Origin of the sequence: Stenotrophomonas sp. B2 (assembly GCF_014947095.1) — a bacterium.
GTDB lineage: Bacteria > Pseudomonadota > Gammaproteobacteria > Xanthomonadales > Xanthomonadaceae > Stenotrophomonas > Stenotrophomonas maltophilia_P.
Genome location: NZ_JADCQA010000003.1, coordinates 76586 through 91731 on the forward strand (window position 1 = coordinate 76586; position 15146 = coordinate 91731).

The 15146-nt window shown below is 67.4% G+C and carries 13 protein-coding genes; 6 read left to right on the forward strand and 7 right to left on the reverse strand.

Annotation, left to right across the window (positions count from 1 at the left end):
* Positions 1 to 14: 14 nt before the first annotated feature.
* Positions 15 to 2297, reverse strand: a complete 2283-nt coding sequence (locus IMX13_RS04125) for a TonB-dependent receptor (RefSeq protein ID WP_193395824.1) — start codon at positions 2295 to 2297, stop codon at positions 15 to 17.
* Between the two features lie 124 nt (positions 2298 to 2421).
* Here IMX13_RS04125 and IMX13_RS04130 point away from each other — a divergent pair, with 124 nt between their 5' ends.
* The 5 genes from IMX13_RS04130 (at position 2422) to IMX13_RS04150 (ending at position 5691) form a co-directional block, all read left to right on the forward strand.
* A complete protein-coding gene (locus tag IMX13_RS04130; RefSeq protein ID WP_193395825.1) occupies positions 2422 to 3066 on the forward strand; it encodes a TetR/AcrR family transcriptional regulator in 645 nt (214 codons plus the stop codon).
* A 90-nt stretch (positions 3067 to 3156) separates the two neighbouring features.
* Positions 3157 to 3768 carry an AprI/Inh family metalloprotease inhibitor gene (locus IMX13_RS04135; protein WP_193395826.1) on the forward strand — a complete coding sequence of 204 codons (612 nt, stop codon included), beginning with the start codon at positions 3157 to 3159 and terminating at the stop codon, positions 3766 to 3768.
* Positions 3769 to 3838: 70 nt separating this feature from the next.
* Positions 3839 to 4798, forward strand: a complete 960-nt coding sequence (locus tag IMX13_RS04140) for a cation diffusion facilitator family transporter (protein WP_053515898.1) — start codon at positions 3839 to 3841, stop codon at positions 4796 to 4798.
* 69 nt (positions 4799 to 4867) lie between these two features.
* Entirely contained in the window at positions 4868 to 5500 is a 633-nt protein-coding gene (locus IMX13_RS04145) for a DNA-3-methyladenine glycosylase (RefSeq protein WP_193395827.1), read from the forward strand.
* Positions 5497 to 5691 carry a hypothetical protein gene (locus tag IMX13_RS04150; RefSeq protein ID WP_111186911.1) on the forward strand — a complete coding sequence of 65 codons (195 nt, stop codon included), beginning with the start codon at positions 5497 to 5499 and terminating at the stop codon, positions 5689 to 5691. Before IMX13_RS04145 ends, IMX13_RS04150 begins: the two co-directional genes overlap by 4 nt.
* 44 nt (positions 5692 to 5735) lie before the next feature.
* Here IMX13_RS04150 and IMX13_RS04155 read toward each other — a convergent pair whose 3' ends face one another.
* Both IMX13_RS04155 and IMX13_RS04160 read right to left on the reverse strand, forming a co-directional pair.
* The gene (locus IMX13_RS04155; RefSeq protein WP_193395828.1) at positions 5736 to 6527 is read right to left on the reverse strand and encodes an exodeoxyribonuclease III; all 792 of its coding nucleotides are present in this window, start codon (positions 6525 to 6527) and stop codon (positions 5736 to 5738) included.
* 127 nt (positions 6528 to 6654) lie between these two features.
* Positions 6655 to 7764 carry a crosslink repair DNA glycosylase YcaQ family protein gene (locus tag IMX13_RS04160; RefSeq protein WP_193395829.1) on the reverse strand — a complete coding sequence of 370 codons (1110 nt, stop codon included), beginning with the start codon at positions 7762 to 7764 and terminating at the stop codon, positions 6655 to 6657.
* Positions 7765 to 7825: 61 nt separating this feature from the next.
* Here IMX13_RS04160 and pip point away from each other — a divergent pair, with 61 nt between their 5' ends.
* Positions 7826 to 8785 (forward strand): prolyl aminopeptidase, encoded by a 960-nt coding sequence (gene pip / locus IMX13_RS04165; protein ID WP_193395830.1) that lies wholly within the window; start codon positions 7826 to 7828, stop codon positions 8783 to 8785.
* A 9-nt stretch (positions 8786 to 8794) separates the two neighbouring features.
* On the opposite strand, the gene IMX13_RS04170 is transcribed toward pip, so the two are convergent.
* Genes IMX13_RS04170 through IMX13_RS04185 form a run of 4 tightly spaced genes read right to left on the reverse strand, consistent with a single transcriptional unit; the run spans position 8795 to position 15130 of the window.
* Positions 8795 to 10150, reverse strand: coding sequence for a heavy metal sensor histidine kinase (locus IMX13_RS04170; RefSeq protein ID WP_227255275.1), 1356 nt, complete (start codon positions 10148 to 10150; stop codon positions 8795 to 8797).
* A gap of 2 nt (positions 10151 to 10152) precedes the next feature.
* Complete coding sequence (locus tag IMX13_RS04175) at positions 10153 to 10842, reverse strand: heavy metal response regulator transcription factor (protein ID WP_053515914.1); 690 nt, start codon at positions 10840 to 10842, stop codon at positions 10153 to 10155.
* Complete coding sequence (locus IMX13_RS04180) at positions 10839 to 13952, reverse strand: multidrug efflux RND transporter permease subunit (protein WP_193395832.1); 3114 nt, start codon at positions 13950 to 13952, stop codon at positions 10839 to 10841. Before IMX13_RS04180 ends, IMX13_RS04175 begins: the two co-directional genes overlap by 4 nt.
* A complete protein-coding gene (locus tag IMX13_RS04185) occupies positions 13949 to 15130 on the reverse strand; it encodes an efflux RND transporter periplasmic adaptor subunit (RefSeq protein WP_053515919.1) in 1182 nt (393 codons plus the stop codon). Before IMX13_RS04185 ends, IMX13_RS04180 begins: the two co-directional genes overlap by 4 nt.
* Positions 15131 to 15146 lie beyond the last annotated feature (16 nt).

The window sequence follows — 15146 nt, forward strand, 5'->3', positions numbered from 1 at the left end:
GTTCTCCAGGGCTTTCAGAAGTTGATGGCCACATCGAGGCCAAAGGTGCGCGGGTCGTTGAAGATGCCGGTCTGGCCAAGTGCCGGACTGTTGAGCTTGTAGAACAGGTGCTGCTCATCGAGCAGATTGCGCGCCCATAATGAGAACGACATCGTGGTGCCAGTGCTGTTCATGGGTACATCCACCAGTGCAACGCGGGCATTGACCACGAATGAACGGTCGGTCAGCATCTGGTCGTACTCGCTGGTGTAGAAGCCGTCGGACCAGTTCCCATCAACGTGGAACTTCAGCGCGGAAAAATTGGCGAACGGCACCAGATAGTCGATGGCCAGGCTGCCGGCGTTCTTCGGCGCCAGCAGCGGCTGCACGGTCACCTGCACGCCTGCGCCGAACGGATCGACCGCGGTCTGCGCATCGATCTTCGTGTAGGCGTAGTTGAGTGCCAGGGTGAGGTTGTCCACCGGCATCACGTTGAACTCCAGTTCCGCGCCGCGTGATCTGCCATCGCCCAGTGCGTTGGTGGTGACCATCGTGGTACGCGTCTCGCCGCTGTTCGGGTCGAACGGCAACGAGAAATCCATCTGCTTGTGAGCAATCGTGGCGTCGAAGAGCGCGACGTTGAGACGGGCGCGGTCGTCCCAGAACTGCGTCTTGAAACCCAGCTCGTAGGCGGTCACTTCTTCCGGGCCGAACGCGGTGTAGTTCGTCGAGCGGGAATTCGCGCCACCAGCCTTGAAGCCGGTGCTGTAACGCACGTAGACCATGGCCTGGCCACCGAGGTCATAGGCAATGTTGACCATCGGGTCGAAGCGGCTCCAGCGGTCGTTGAACGCCAGCTGGGTGGCGGCACCGTTGACGGTGTACAGGTTGCCCTTCTTGTCATCGCGTGTGTAACGGCCACCTGCGGTCAGGTGCAGCCGGTCCATCGCTTCCGGCGTCCACGTCGCTTGCCCGAATACCCCCAGGCTGTCGGTCCATGCCTTGCTGGCACGGTCCACGCGTACTTTCGAGAGATCCAGCGGATTGGTTGCCGGGTTGACGGTGTAGCTGTTGCCACCCGGCCCCCACACCAGCATGTTCGGAGTCTGCGCATTGTCGCCGGCAGTCTCGTGGTAGAAGAATGCACCGCTCAGGAACTGCAGCTGGTCGGTGTTGCCGATCAGCTGGAACTCCTGGCTGTACTGGTGCTGGTAGACCTGGGCAAGGCTGTAGCGTCCGAATGGCGTACCGGCCCCTCCATAGGCCGAGATCGCGTCGACCAGGCCCATGTCGAACTGGCCTTGGGTCAGTTCGCGATAGGAACTGATGGACTTGAGCTCAAGCTGGTCGCTGAGGGTCCAGGACAGGTTCAGCAGGTGTCCGCTGGTGCGGCCGATATTGTCCTCCTGCGGTCCTCCCAGGATCGCACTGTCGCGCCGGTCCTGGCTGGCACCGGCCTGCTGCAGCGGGCTGAGGAAGGCACCCGGGACCAGCACCTGCGTGTGGTAAGGCGTGGTCGCATCGTAGGATCTGTCGAAGGCGTACAGCAGCGAGAAATCTTCGCTGGGCTGCCAGAGCGCGCTGAGTCGCGCGCCGCGCTTGTCATAGGCGTTGAAATCGCGCTCGCCGCGCATCGGATTGTCCGTGGTGCCGTCACGCTTTGCCTGCACGGCATCGACCTTGAAGCTGAGATCCGCCACCCTCGGCAGATCCAGGTGCAGTGCGGTGGTGTGGCCACCAAAGTTCGACACGCCCGCGCTCACGCTGCCACCGAACTCCCCGGTTGGCTGCTTTGTCACGATGCTCACCGCACCGCCTTCAGTATTGCGGCCGAACAGCGTGCCTTGCGGCCCTTTCAGCACTTCGATGCGCTCCACGTCGTAGAGCATGCTGCCCAAGCCCTGCGCACGCCCCATGAACACACCATCGACATAGATGCCGACTCCGGCATCGCGGGCGGGTTGATTGGCGTCTCCGGATGCGCCAATGCCGCGGATGCCGATGTTGAGCGCCGAGCTGCGGGTCGCGAACGGGGTGACACGCAGCGATGGGATCGATCCGTCGGACAGACTGCCCAGCGAGATCGCACTCCGATCCTTCAAGCCTTCTGCGTCGACGACGGAGACCGATATGGGCGTTTCCTGCAGGTTGGTGGCGCGCTTCTGTGCGGTCACCACCACCTGGTCCAGGGCGACCACGGTGCGCGCGGTTTCGCTGGAGATATCGGCGGTCGGGGCTTCTTCGGCACGGGCCAAGGCGGGCAACGTAGTGGCAACGGCCAGGGCAAGGAGGGATCGGTGCAGCGGAAGGTGGCGCATCGGACTCATTCACGGAAGGGGCTGGCCGGCGCAGTGTGGAGGCGGCCAGTGACAGATGAATGACCGTTCATTCACGCGATCCGTGAAGTACTATCCCGGCCCTTCATCCCAGCCAGGAAGATCCATGACACAGACGCCCGCGGTCCCCTCGCCCGCAGCGGATACGGCCGCCGCCCATGCAGATGCGCAGCGGCGGCGCATCCTCGATGCCGCGCAGACATGCTTCATCACCCGGGGATTCCATGCCGGCTCCATCGCCGACATCGCTGCGCAGGCGCAGATCAGCCAGGGACTGATGTACCGCTACTTCGCCAGCAAGCGGGCCCTGATCCTGGCCCTGATCGAGCGCCAGCTCCGGCACGACCAAGCGTCCATCAGCCAGATGCCGGATGCACCGGACCTGCTGGCTGGGCTGCTGGAGTGCTACCAGCAATGGGCACGGGGTGAGGTACTGCCGATCCACGGCAATGCCATTGCCAGCGTAGCGCTGTTTGCGGAAATCAACGCCGAAGCACACCGCGACCCGGCGCTCGCCGAGGTGCTGCGCCGCCACGACAAGCAGATCACCGCCGCGATTCATGGCTGGCTGCGTGAGCGTGACGCGGGCCGTGGCCGCACGCCGGACGAAGAGCGGATCGCCCGCCGTACCCTGCTGCTGCGAGTGCTGGTGGAAGGGCTGGCCATGCGGGCAGTGCGCGACCCTGATCTGCCCACGCCCCGCGTACGCATGCTGCTGGCCGATGCCATCGCGCAGGTTCTGGACGAGTGAGGAACGTTGCGCAGCCGGCATGGCACCATCACGCGGTCTCCCACCCTGCCGGTCTCATGCTTTCCGGGTCGCCCTCCCGAGCATCCCGCCATGATCGCCCTGCTCCCGCGTACCTGCCTGGCCGCGCTGTGCTGCCTGTCCCTTCCCGTCATGGCCCAGGATGCATCCTTCGGCTTTGGCCAGCAGAGCACCGAAACCTCGCAGACCACCCAGACCTCGACCACCCAGAGCCAAAGCCAGCGCAGCGATGACACGGCCTTCGGCAGCAGCGGCTCGATGACCTCGCAGTCCAGCACCCATTCCCGGACGCATTCCGAATCGAACAGCGAGAGCACCGGCGTGGATCTGGAGATCGGCGTCCCCGATGACACCGATCGCTGGGGCCAGGAACGCCGCCATCCCCGCGATCTGCGTGACAGCGACCTGTTCGGCACGTGGACGCTGGGCGAGGAGAACGGGAACACCTGCACGATCGAACTGAAGAGCATGGAGTGGTTCGGCGGCTACAGCGCCTATGTGCCGGCGGGCTGTCCAGAGGGATTCTTCCCGGCCACCCGCTGGGTGCTTTCCGGTAACCAGTTGCTGCTGACCGACACCAGCAACACGGTGTACGGCCGTTTCCGTGCATCGGGTGGCGGACGGTGGTCTGGCTTTCGCGAGTCCGACGGCGCGCGGCTCTACCTGAATCCGAAGGGTCGCTGACGGACGCCCTGCACGCCCCGCGGACGGCAGCATCAGGAAGATCAGGCAACCTTCCTTGAACCGCCCTGCGATGTCCGCCCCCACCGGTCCCCGCCTCGTCATCTATGCCGCCCTGGCCGGCAACCTCGCCATTGCCGTGGCCAAATTCATCGCCGCTGGCATCTCCGGCAGTTCAGCGATGCTCAGTGAAGGCGTGCACTCCCTGGTCGACACCCTGAACGAAGTGCTGTTGCTGTACGGGCTGCGCAGGGCCGGCAAGGCGCCGGACGCCGTGCATCCATTCGGCTACGGGCGCGAGCTGTATTTCTGGAGCTTCATCGTGGCCTTGCTGGTGTTTGCGGCGGGCGCGGGCGTGTCGGCATACGAGGGCATCCAGCACATCCGCCAGCCGGAACCGGCGACCCACCATGTGCTGAGCTACAGCGTGCTGGGCATTTCCATCCTCTTCGAAGGCGCGTCGTGGTGGGTGGCGCTGCGCGAGTTCCGCCGCACCAAGGGCAGGCTCGGCTACTTCGAGGCGTTCCGACGCAGCAAGGACCCGTCCACGTTCACCGTGCTTCTGGAGGACAGTGCAGCCCTGCTCGGTCTCGGATTCGCGCTGGCCGGGCTGGTCGCGGCGCAACTGCTGGACATGCCGGTCCTGGACGGCGTGGCCTCGCTGTGCATCGCCGCAGTTCTGGCGGTGACTGCGTTCCTGCTGGCACGCGAGACCAAGGGTCTGCTGGTGGGCGAGCCTGCCCATCCAGCGGTGGCCGAGCGCATCCTGGCCGTCGCCGAAACCGATGCCGATCTGCGCCGCGCCAATGGCGTGACCACCATGCAGATGGGCCCAGAGCAGGTGGTGGCCATGCTCAGCGCGGAGTTCGAGGATGATCGGCATACGCCGCAGATCGAGGCCTGCATCACCCGCATCGAAAACGCCGTCAAGCGTGAGTACCCGGAACTGGTGGCGCTGTTCGTCAAACCGCAGACGCCGGAAGTCTACGCCGCCCGGCGTGCGGCGCTTCGCGCGCCGCGTTCACCGGATTGACGCCGCGTCCGCATCCGCTTCACCCTGCCAGCGCCAGACTGATCCCCCGTTCGCCGACCCGCTACCGCCGTGCCTGACTGGCTGCCCGATCACTGGACGCTCCTGCCGCGCCGCTTCTACCAGCGTCCGCCGCAGGAGGTCGCCCCCGAACTCCTGAATGCGCTGCTGATACGCAGCGATGGACGGGCGGCCCGTATCGTCGAGGTCGAGGCCTACGGCGGCAGCCAGGACCCGGCCGCGCACTCCTACCGGGGACCGACGCCGCGGACAGCCAGTATGTTCGGGGAGGCCGGGCACCTGTACGTGTACTTCAGCTACGGCATCCACTGGGGAAGCAACGTGGTGTGCGGGCAGGAACACGAGGGCGTGGCAGTCCTGCTGCGTGCAGCGGAGCCCGTGCAGGGCATCGACAGGATGCGGGAACTCAGGCCAGCCGCACGGCACGACCGCGATCTTGCCAGCGGCCCAGGCAAGCTGTCCCAGGCATTCGGCCTGGACAAGAGCTTCGACGGCGCCGATCTGGTGACGGGCAGCCACGGTGTGGCCATTGCCCGCGACGGCACACCTCCGCCGACGGACCCGGTCATCGGCCCGCGGATCGGCATCAGCCGCGCCGTCGACTTTCCGTGGCGCTGGCATGTCCGCGGCCATCGGCACGTCTCGGCACGCGCCCCCCGGCCTGCATCGGCAGCACGCAGATGACGCCGCTGGACCGGCCACTGCGGCGTGAACTGGAGATCGACGGCCAGCACTACACCCTGACGCTTGATCCGCAGGGCCTGAAGCTGGTGGAAAAAGGCCGGCGCAAGGGTGTGGTCCTGCGCTGGCGTGACCTGGTGTCAGGTGATGCTGCCCTGGCCGCCGCCCTGCAGGCATCGTTGCAGACGCGCTGAGCGGACGCCCCACCACAGTGCCGACGGACAACGCCGGATCCGGATCAGGTGCGCACCGTCGCCCACGTTGGCGCGTGATCGCTGGCCTTGTCCTGCAGGCGCACCCAACGATCCACGCCTGCATCCACCAGGCGTGCCGCCAGGATCGGGTTCAGCAGCAGGTGATCGATGCGCAGTCCCCGGTCGCGCTCGGCATGCTGGCGGAAGTAGTCCCAGAATGTGTAGATCGTGCTGTCACCGTGCACGCTGCGCAGGGCGTCGGTCCAGCCCTGCGCGAGCAGATGCTCGAACTGCTCGCGCACCTCCGGCTGGAACAGCGCGTCGCGGCGCCATGCCTTCGGGTCGTACACATCGGCCTCGGTGGGGATGACGTTGAAATCGCCCAGCAGCACTGCAGGGTGCGGGAGATCGACGAGGCTGCGCGCGTGACGGATAAGGCGCTTCATCCAGCGCAGCTTGTAGTCGAACCTGGGGCCCGGCTGGGGATTGCCGTTGGGCAGGTAGAGACCACCCACGACGATGCCGTGCACCGCCGCTTCCAGATAGCGGCTCTGCACATCCGCCGGTTCGCCCGGCAACCGCCGCCGGCTCTCCACCGGCACCGCATCCCTTGCCAGCAGGGCCACGCCATTCCATCGCGCTTCGCCCAGCCACAGTGCACCGTAGCCGGCCTGTTCCAGCGCATCGGCCGGGAATGCAGCATCGGTGGCCTTCAGCTCCTGCAATGCGACCACGTCCGGCGATGTCCTGTCGAGCCAGGCAAGCAGATGGGGCAAGCGCGTGCCGATACCGTTGACGTTGAACGTGGCGATGCGCAACGTCTTGCGGCGGGCCATGCAGAACTCCTGAAGCCGGCGGGCAGAGCTATCACTGTGCCTGCGCCGTCATGCAGGCGCCGTCGACGTCATCGAAACGACGCTCGGCGATCATGGCGAACGCGCCCACAGCAACCTGCTGCGAGCGCTACCCGGCCCCGCGCCCGCCCGCCAGAAACAGCGCCATGCGCTGCAGCTCGTCCTCCAACGCACTGCGGAACAGCCGGTCGCGCGCCAGTGAGCGCCCCGCATAGCCGAGCGATGGCTCAAGCTGGCCGTCGCGGACACTCACATTGGCCCACCCCACCACCTGCTCGCGCCACAACATCGGCAGCGCGTAGTAGCCATACTGGCGCTTGGGCGCCGGCGTGTAGGCCTCGAACCTGTAGACCCAGCCCCACAGCAGCTCGAACCGCCGGCGGTCCCAGACCACCGGATCGAACGGCGCCAGCAGGCGTACCTGCTCGTCCGGCGCATGCCGTCGTGAGCGCGGATTCTCGTCCGCCGGCCAGTACCACGTGGTGCCCTCCACGGTAGCGCTCGCCAGCTGTTCCTTCGCCAGCTTCAGCGCCTGCCGGGTCTGCTCGGCCAGATGCGGTGCGCCGTAGCCCAGCAGCCGGGCCAGGTAGGTCAGGCTGGCCGATGGAAGCGGCGCGTACTTGCGCACGATCAGCGCGACCAGTGCCGCCGCGCGCCGCACGCGCCCGTCCTCGCTGTCCTCCGCCGGCGCATGCTCGGCCACGCTGTAGATGCGCGTTCCGCTGTCGCGCCGCTGCACCCGCAGCAGGCCGCGATAGTGCATGCCCTCCAGCAGATGCGTGCTGGCGTTGCTGGTGCCGCCCCAGTAGTTGGTCACCCGGCCGTGCGCGAACGCCTGGTCGACCTCGCGCGGATGCACGCTGCCACGTTCGCGCACGAACGCCAGCACATCCGCCGCACGGCGTTCGGTGTCCGCGTCCCATGCACGCCGGGCCACGCGGGGATGCATCAACGCCAGGTACTCGCGCGGCAGGAAGCCGTAGTTGACCAGGCAGTCCTCCTCTACCGGCAGGCGCGGGTAACGCCGCTCGAGGTCACCGGCCCGATAGTCCTTCACCCGATGCCGCAGTGTCAGATCCTGTGCCCGGGCCGGCGCGCGGATCGGATCGGCCTGTACGAAGCCCAGCCGCCGGATCGCGGCCATCAACGTTGTCGGCGGGAACAGGGTGCGCGCCACCGCGTAGCGGCGCAGGTCGTCGAGAGTGGGCTGCCTGGACATGACGCCATTGTAGGCGCGCGCCGGGGGTATGCTGTCAGGCCCCGGTCCACTGACGTCCATCATGCGCACGCTGTATCCCCCGATCACGCCCTATCGCGAGCACACTCTGCCCGTGAGCACGCTGCACACCCTGCATGTCGAAGAGTGCGGGACGCCCGGCGGCATTCCGGTGGTGTATCTCCATGGCGGTCCCGGTGCCGGCATCTCACCCACGCATCGTCGCTTCTTCGACCCGGCGCGGTACCGCATCGTGCTGATCGACCAGCGCGGCAGCGGCCGTTCCACCCCGTTCGGCGAACTGCGCGACAACACCACGCAGGAACTGGTGGCCGATATCGAGAAGGTACGTGAGCACCTCGGTATCGAGCGCTGGCTGGTGTATGGCGGCTCCTGGGGCTCGACGTTGTCGCTGGCGTACGCGCAGGCCCATCCCGCCCGCGCCACCGGCCTCATCGTGCGCGGCGTGTATCTGGGGCGGGACATCGAGAACCAATGGTTTTCCGAGCCGCAGGGCGGTGCGCGTTGGATATTTCCGGAGCGCTGGGACCGCTATGAAGCGCACATTCCCGAAGATGAGCGCGGCAACCTGCTGCAGGCGTACTGGACACGCCTGGACAGCCCGGACCCCGCCATCCGCATTGCTGCCGCAATGGCGTGGCTGGGCTGGGAGGACAATGCTGCGACCCTGCAGCACGAGGTGTCCGCCGAATCCAGCAGCGACCCGATGGATACCCTGGCCAAGGCCCGGATAGAGGCGCATTACTTCCGCAACAGGGCCTTCCTTGAGCCCGGCCAGCTGCTGCGCGATGTGGAGCGGATCCGCCACCTCCCGGCGGTGATCGTACAGGGCCGCTACGACATCATCTGTCCGCCACGCAGCGCGTGGGAACTGGCCAAGGCGTGGCCGGAAGCCAGGCTGGAGATGGTAATTGCCGGCCACAGTGCGAACGAAGCGGCCACGACCGACGCGCTGGTGCGCGCGACCGACGACTTCGCCGATCGTTTCGGCCAGCCCGGCTGAATCGCCCCTTCACCGTGCCACGGTGAAGCCGACCGTCGTCAGACCGTCCGAACTGGCCACGAACACTTCGCCGCCATGCAGTGCGGCGATGGCCTTGACGATGGACAACCCCAGCCCGTGATGGCGCTCGCCCCGATACTCACGGGCCTGGTCGACCCGGTAGAAGCGCTCGAACAGCAGGGGCAGATGCTCGGCGGCGATGCCGTTGCCTTCATTCAGCACGGCCACCCGCACGCCCTCGCCTTCGGACTGCAGCTGCACACGCACGTCACTGCCTGGACGCGCGTGCTGCACGGCGTTGTGCAACAGGTTGGTCAGCGCGCGGCGGAACAACGACGGATCGATGCGGGCGGTGGCGTCGCCTTCGACATGCAACGTCAGCTGGGCCTCTTCGAACAGGAATTCCATGAATTCACCGGCGGTGGCGACCTCGTCTGCCAGCTGGACCTGACGCGTTTCCACCGCGATATCGCCCTGGCCGGCCCGCGACAGGAACAACATATCGTTGACGATCGCACGCAGGCGCTCCAGTTCCTCCAGGTTGGACTGCATGACCTCCTGCAGCGCCGCCACATCACGCGGACGGGACAGGGCCACCTGGGTCTGTCCCATCAGATTGGCCAGGGGGGTGCGCAGCTCGTGCGCGACGTCCGCGTTGAACCCGTCCAGCCGCGTGTACGCTGCTTCCAACCGATCCAGCGCGCCGTTGAAGGCCTGCGTGAGGTGGCCCAGTTCGGCCGGCAGTCCCTGCGCGGCCAGGCGCTGCGACAGCCGCTGCGGGCTGAGCGAGCGTGCCTCGTTGGACAGCGCCCGCAGCGGGGCCAGCCCCAGCCGGGCGATCCAGTAGCCAAGCCCGGCCACCAGCAGCACGCCCAGCCCGCCGGCCACCCACAACGCAACGCCGAAGCGCTGCAGCGCCTGCGTATAGGGCTCCGAGTCGATGCCGATCCACAGGTCCACATCCGGTCGCGCGCCCTTGCCCGGCACCCGCTCATACAGCGTGCGCAGCGGGTGCCCGCCCTCACGCGCCAGCGTGCCCATGCCGTTGTCACCCTTGCCGGGGGCCTGCACCTGCGGCTCTGCCTGGCCGATGCGGAATGTGGGGTTCTCGCTCCATGCCCAGACCAGGGTGTCGCGGTCCCCGGAGATCAGGTTGCCGACCTTCTCGCGCACCTTGTTCCAGCGCTCGGTGCTGTCGCACATCGCGACGCTGCCACTGACCGCGTGCAGCTTGGTCTGCAGTTCCGCATGCTGGTAGCGCACCACCTGCCGCTCGAGCACGCCATAGACGCCCACGCCCAGCAGAGCAAACACCAGCAATGCGGCCAGCGCGAACATCGCCGACAGGCGCTGGGCGATCGACATCCTCATCCCCGCCCACCCTCGTCCTCGCGCACTTCCAGCACGTAGCCCATGCCGCGCACGGTATGCAGCAGCTTGCTCGGGTAAGGGCCGTCGATCTTGCCGCGCAGGCGCTTGATCGCTACTTCGACCACATTGGTATTGCTGTCGAAATTGATGTCCCAGACCTGGGCGGCGATCACCGTCTTGGACAGGATCTGGCCCCGCCGCTGTGCCAGCAGCGCCAGCAGCGCGAACTCCTTGCCGGTCAGGTCCAGCCGCGAGCCATCGCGGTAAGCCCGCCGGGCCAGCAGGTTCACCTGCAGATCGCCCACCTGCAGTTCGGTCGGCTCCTGCTGGCGCCCACGCCGCACCAGGGCCTGCAGCCGCGCCAGCAGTTCGATGAACGAGAACGGCTTGACCAGGTAGTCGTCGGCGCCCTGCCCCAGGCCGTGCACGCGATCATCCACGCGGTCCCGCGCGGTCAGCATGATCACCGGTGTCTGCTTGCTGCGGCGCAGCTCGCGCAGCACGCTGAAGCCATCCATGCCCGGCAGCATCACATCCAGCACGATCACGTCGTAGTCGAACTCGCGCGCCAGATGCAGGCCGGTGACACCGTCCGCAGCCAGATCCACCGCCCAGCCCTGCTCGCCCAGGCCGGTGCGCAGGTAATGGGCGGTCTTGCCTTCATCTTCCACGATCAGCAGTTTCATCCAGGGTCCGCCAGGGCAGCGCCCGCCGCCTCCCTGCGCTCGCGGCGACGCTGCAGGAACAGGCGGTCCAGGGCCAGGTAGATCACCGGGGTACTGTACAGGGTCAACAGCTGGCTGATCAGCAGGCCACCGACCACCGCCACGCCCAGCGGCTGGCGCAGTTCCGAACCCGTACCGAAACCGATCATCAGCGGAATGGCACCGAGCAACGCGGCCAGCGTGGTCATCATGATCGGGCGGAACCGGGTCAGGCAGGCCTCGTGGATCGCCTCCAGCGGCGCCAGCCCGCGGTTGCGCTGTGCGTCGAGGGCGAAGTCGACCATCAAGATGCCGTTCTTCTTGACGATGCCGATCAGCAGCACGATGCCGATCAGCGCCATGATCGAGAAGTCCAGCCCCCACAGCCAGAGCATCAGCACCGCGCCGATGCCGGCCGACGGCAGAGTGGACAGGATGGTCAGCGGGTGCACGAAACTCTCGTACAGCACGCCGAGGATGATGTAGACCGCCAGCAGGGCCGCGAGGATCAGCAGCGGCTGGCTGGCCAGCGACTCCTGGAAGGCCTGTGCCGTGCCCTGGAAGCGGCCGCTGATGCTGGCAGGCATGCCGATCTGCGCCTGCGCCTGCTCCACCAGGCCGACCGCTTCGCCCAGTGAAACGCCGGGGGCAAGATTGAAGGACAGGTTCACCGCCGGCAGCATGCCGTTGTGGCTGATCGACAGCGGACCATTGCCCGGAGGCTGCACCTGGGCCACGGCCGACAGCGGCACCATCTGCCCGGTCAGTGGCGAACGCAGGTGGAAGTAGGACAGCGCATCGACCTGCCCCAGCATGCCCGGCGCGATTTCCAGGATGACCCGGTACTGGTTGGTTTCGGTCTGGAACTCGTTGATCTGGCGCTGGCCGAAGGCATCGTAGAGCACCTGGTCGATGTCGTTGGCGGTCAGGCCGAAGCGCGCCGCTGCCGTGCGGTCGATCTCCAGCCGGGTCACGCTGGCGCCGACCTGCTGGTCATTGGACACGTCGCGCAGCTGCGGCAGGCCCCGCAGCCGCTCGGTCAGCTGCTCGGCCCACTGCGACAGTTCGCGGCTGTCCTGTCCGCGCAGGGCGTACTGGTACTGCGTCCGCGCCGGCCCGGCGCCGAGATTGATGTCCTGCGCCGCGCGCATGTACACGGTGATGCCGGGCACGCTGGCCATCTTCGCCCGCACCCGGTCAATGAAGCCGTGCACGTCCACATCGCGGTCGCCGCGGTCCTTCAGCACGAACCAGAAGCGGCCGTTGGACAGCGTCTGGCTGCCGGCAGTGGCACCGACCGCGTGGTTGTAGGCCTGCAGGGCCGGATCATCCGCAACGATGCGCGCGAGCTGCTGGTGCTTGGCCACCATGTCCTCGTAGCCGATGTCCTGCGCCGCCTCGGTGGTGGCGAACACGAAGGCGGTGTCCTGCAGGGGGAAGAAGCCTTTGGGAATCACTATGTACGAGGCCACCGCCACCGCCACGGTCAGGCCGAAGCCCGCCAGCACCAGCCGCTGGCGGCGCAGGGCCCATTGCAGGCTGCGGTCGTAGCCGGCCAGCAGGCGCCCGGCCAGGGTCCGCTCGCTGTCCCGGTGCGCCGGCATGCGCTTCATCAGGTGCGCGGCCATCATCGGTGCCAGGGTCAGCGAGGCGACGATGGAAATCAGGATCGCCACGGTGATGGTCAGCGCGAACTCGGCGAACAGGCGCCCGACCACCCCGCCCATGAACAGCAGCGGGATGAAGGCGGCAATCAACGACAGGCTGATCGAGACCACGGTGAAGCCGATTTCGCCGGCGCCCTTCAGGGCGGCGTCCACCGGACCGAGCCCGGCCTCGCGGTGACGGTGGATGTTCTCAACCACGACGATCGCGTCGTCGACCACAAAGCCGACCGCAACCACCAGTGCCACCAAGGTCAGGTTGTTGAGGCTGAAGCCGGCCACGTACATCGCGGCGAAGGTCGCCACCAGCGCGACCACCAGTACCGCGCCGACGATCAGCGTGGCGGAAAGCTGGCGCAGGAACAGGCCCATCACCAGCACCACCAGCACGATGGTCAGTACCAGGGTGAGCTCCACCTCGTGCAGCGACGCGCGGATGGTGCGCGTACGGTCGTTGAGCACCTCCACATCGACGCTGGCCGGCAGGTTCGCGCTCAGTTCCGGCAAGGCGGCCAGCACCGCATCGGTGGTGCGCACGATGTTCGCGCCGGGCTGCCGGCTGATGATCAGGCCGACTCCGGGCTGGCCGTTCGGCCACGCCTGCACGTAGGCATTCTCGGCGCCGTCGATCACCTGCGCGACGTCACCCAGCGCCACCGGTGCGCCGTCACGATAGGCAACGACCAGGCGCCGGTAGTCCTGGGCACTGAACAGTTGGTCGTTGGCCTCGAAGGTGGACGTGCGCTGCTCGCCCATCAGTGCACCCTTGGCCTGGTTGAGGCTGGCGTTCTGCGACACGCCACGCAGGTCGGACAGGGTCAGGCCCATCGCCGCCAGCCGCTCCGGCTGGGCCTGGATGCGGATCGCCGGACGCTGCTGGCCGACGATGCCGACCTCCGAAACGCCGCTGATCTGGCTGATCGAGCGTGCGAGGCGGCTCTCGGCCAGATCGCTCAATTCGGTCATCGACATCTGGGTCGACACCACGCTGAGCACCAGGATGGGACTGTCGGCCGGATTCACCTTGCGCCAGGTCGGCATGTTCGGCAGTTCACTGGGCAGGCGGCCGGCGGCGGCGTTGATCGCCGCCTGCACTTCCTGCGCGGCCGTGTCGATGTTCTTTTCCAGATCGAACTGCAGGGTGATCGAAGTGCTGCCCAGTGCACTGGTCGAGGTCATCTCGATGATGCCGGGCACGCCCGTCAGCTGGGTTTCCAGTGGCGTGGCCACCGCCGAGGCCATGGTCTCGGCGCTGGCACCGGGCAGATTGGCATTGACCCGGATGGTCGGGAACTCAGCCTCCGGCAACGGCGCCACCGGCAGGCGCGGCAATGCTGCCACGCCCAGCAGCACCACCGCCAGGGTCAACAGGGTCGTGGCGACCGGGTGATGAACGAACCAGCTGGACAGCGAGGTGCGCGCGCTCACGGTGCCGCCCCGCGCCGGACCGCTGCAGGCGCCGCGGCGGGTTTGGCCTCGGCCACCACCGTGCCCGGCCGCAGCCGCGACTGTCCATCGCGTACCACCACATCGCCGACCCGCAGCTCACCCTGCACGACCACCTGCCCGCCGTCCTGTTCACCGACCGTGACCGGCAGCGATTCCACGCTGCCATCAGCGACCACGCGGTAGACGAAGCTGCCCTGCACGCCACGCTGGATCGCCGCGGCATCCAGCACCAGCGCGCCCGTGCTCTGGCCGGTGCGCACCCGCACGCTGACCAGCTGTCCGGGCCACAGCTGGTCGGACGCATTGCTGAAGCGCGCGCGCAGCCGCACCGTACCGGAGGCCTCGTCCACCTGGTTGTCGATCACCTGCAACGTGCCCTCAGCCAGCAGCTGGCCACCCTCGCGGTCCAGTGCCTGCACCTGTGCGCCGCCTGCGGCGAGCGCCTGTCGCAGCTGCGGCAGCGCGTCCTGCGGCAGCGCGAACACCACCGAGATCGGATCGGTCTGCTGCACGGTCACCAACCCCTGCGTGTCACTGGCGCGCACCAGATTGCCCGGATCCACCTGGCGCAGACCAATGCGGCCGTCCATCGGCGCCACGATGCGCGTATACGAGAGCTGCACCTGCGCTGCGTCCACCGCAGCCTGGTTGCCGCGGCCGGTGGCCTGCAACTGCTGCACGGTGGCGGCCTGCTGCTCCAGCATCTGCCGCGACACCAGCTGGTCGCTGGACAGATGCTGCAGCCGTGACAGATCCGAGCGCGCCGCGTCCAGCGTGGCGCGGTCGCGCACCAGCGCCGCCTGTGCACCGCCCAGACCGGCACGGATGGCGCGATCATCGATACGCGCGAGCAGTTGCCCCTTGCGCACCTTCTGCCCTTCCTCGAACAGCACTTCGGTCAGCACGCCATCCACCTGCGGGCGCAGCACGGTGCTCTGCAGCGACTGCACCGTGCCGACGCCGCTTCGCCAGTGCGGGACATCACGCTGCTCGACGCGCGTGGTGACCACCGGTACCGGTGGCGGTGCCGCGCTGGGCTGTGCGTCGCCGCGGGAAACGCCGTGGAACAACATCGCCAGCAACAGGGCAACCAGCAGTGCCGCTCCCAGCGCGAGGTGGCGGCGGCGCAGCAGCGCAGTGACATCAGGCAATCGCATGGCAGGGGGTCCAATC

Bases quoted from the DNA above. Each gene is read 5' to 3' on its own strand.
- pip (WP_193395830.1), top strand. From the start codon at position 7,826: ATGCGCACGCTGTATCCCCCGATCACGCCCTATCGCGAGCACACTCTG.
- IMX13_RS04140 (WP_053515898.1), top strand. From the start codon at position 3,839: ATGTCCGCCCCCACCGGTCCCCGCCTCGTCATCTATGCCGCCCTGGCC.
- IMX13_RS04155 (WP_193395828.1), bottom strand. From the start codon at position 6,527: ATGGCCCGCCGCAAGACGTTGCGCATCGCCACGTTCAACGTCAACGGT.
- IMX13_RS04170 (WP_227255275.1), bottom strand. From the start codon at position 10,150: ATGTCGATCGCCCAGCGCCTGTCGGCGATGTTCGCGCTGGCCGCATTG.
- IMX13_RS04130 (WP_193395825.1), top strand. From the start codon at position 2,422: ATGACACAGACGCCCGCGGTCCCCTCGCCCGCAGCGGATACGGCCGCC.
- IMX13_RS04160 (WP_193395829.1), bottom strand. From the start codon at position 7,764: ATGTCCAGGCAGCCCACTCTCGACGACCTGCGCCGCTACGCGGTGGCG.
- IMX13_RS04135 (WP_193395826.1), top strand. From the start codon at position 3,157: ATGATCGCCCTGCTCCCGCGTACCTGCCTGGCCGCGCTGTGCTGCCTG.
- IMX13_RS04125 (WP_193395824.1), bottom strand. From the start codon at position 2,297: ATGCGCCACCTTCCGCTGCACCGATCCCTCCTTGCCCTGGCCGTTGCC.
- IMX13_RS04150 (WP_111186911.1), top strand. From the start codon at position 5,497: ATGACGCCGCTGGACCGGCCACTGCGGCGTGAACTGGAGATCGACGGC.
- IMX13_RS04185 (WP_053515919.1), bottom strand. From the start codon at position 15,130: ATGCGATTGCCTGATGTCACTGCGCTGCTGCGCCGCCGCCACCTCGCG.
- IMX13_RS04175 (WP_053515914.1), bottom strand. From the start codon at position 10,842: ATGAAACTGCTGATCGTGGAAGATGAAGGCAAGACCGCCCATTACCTG.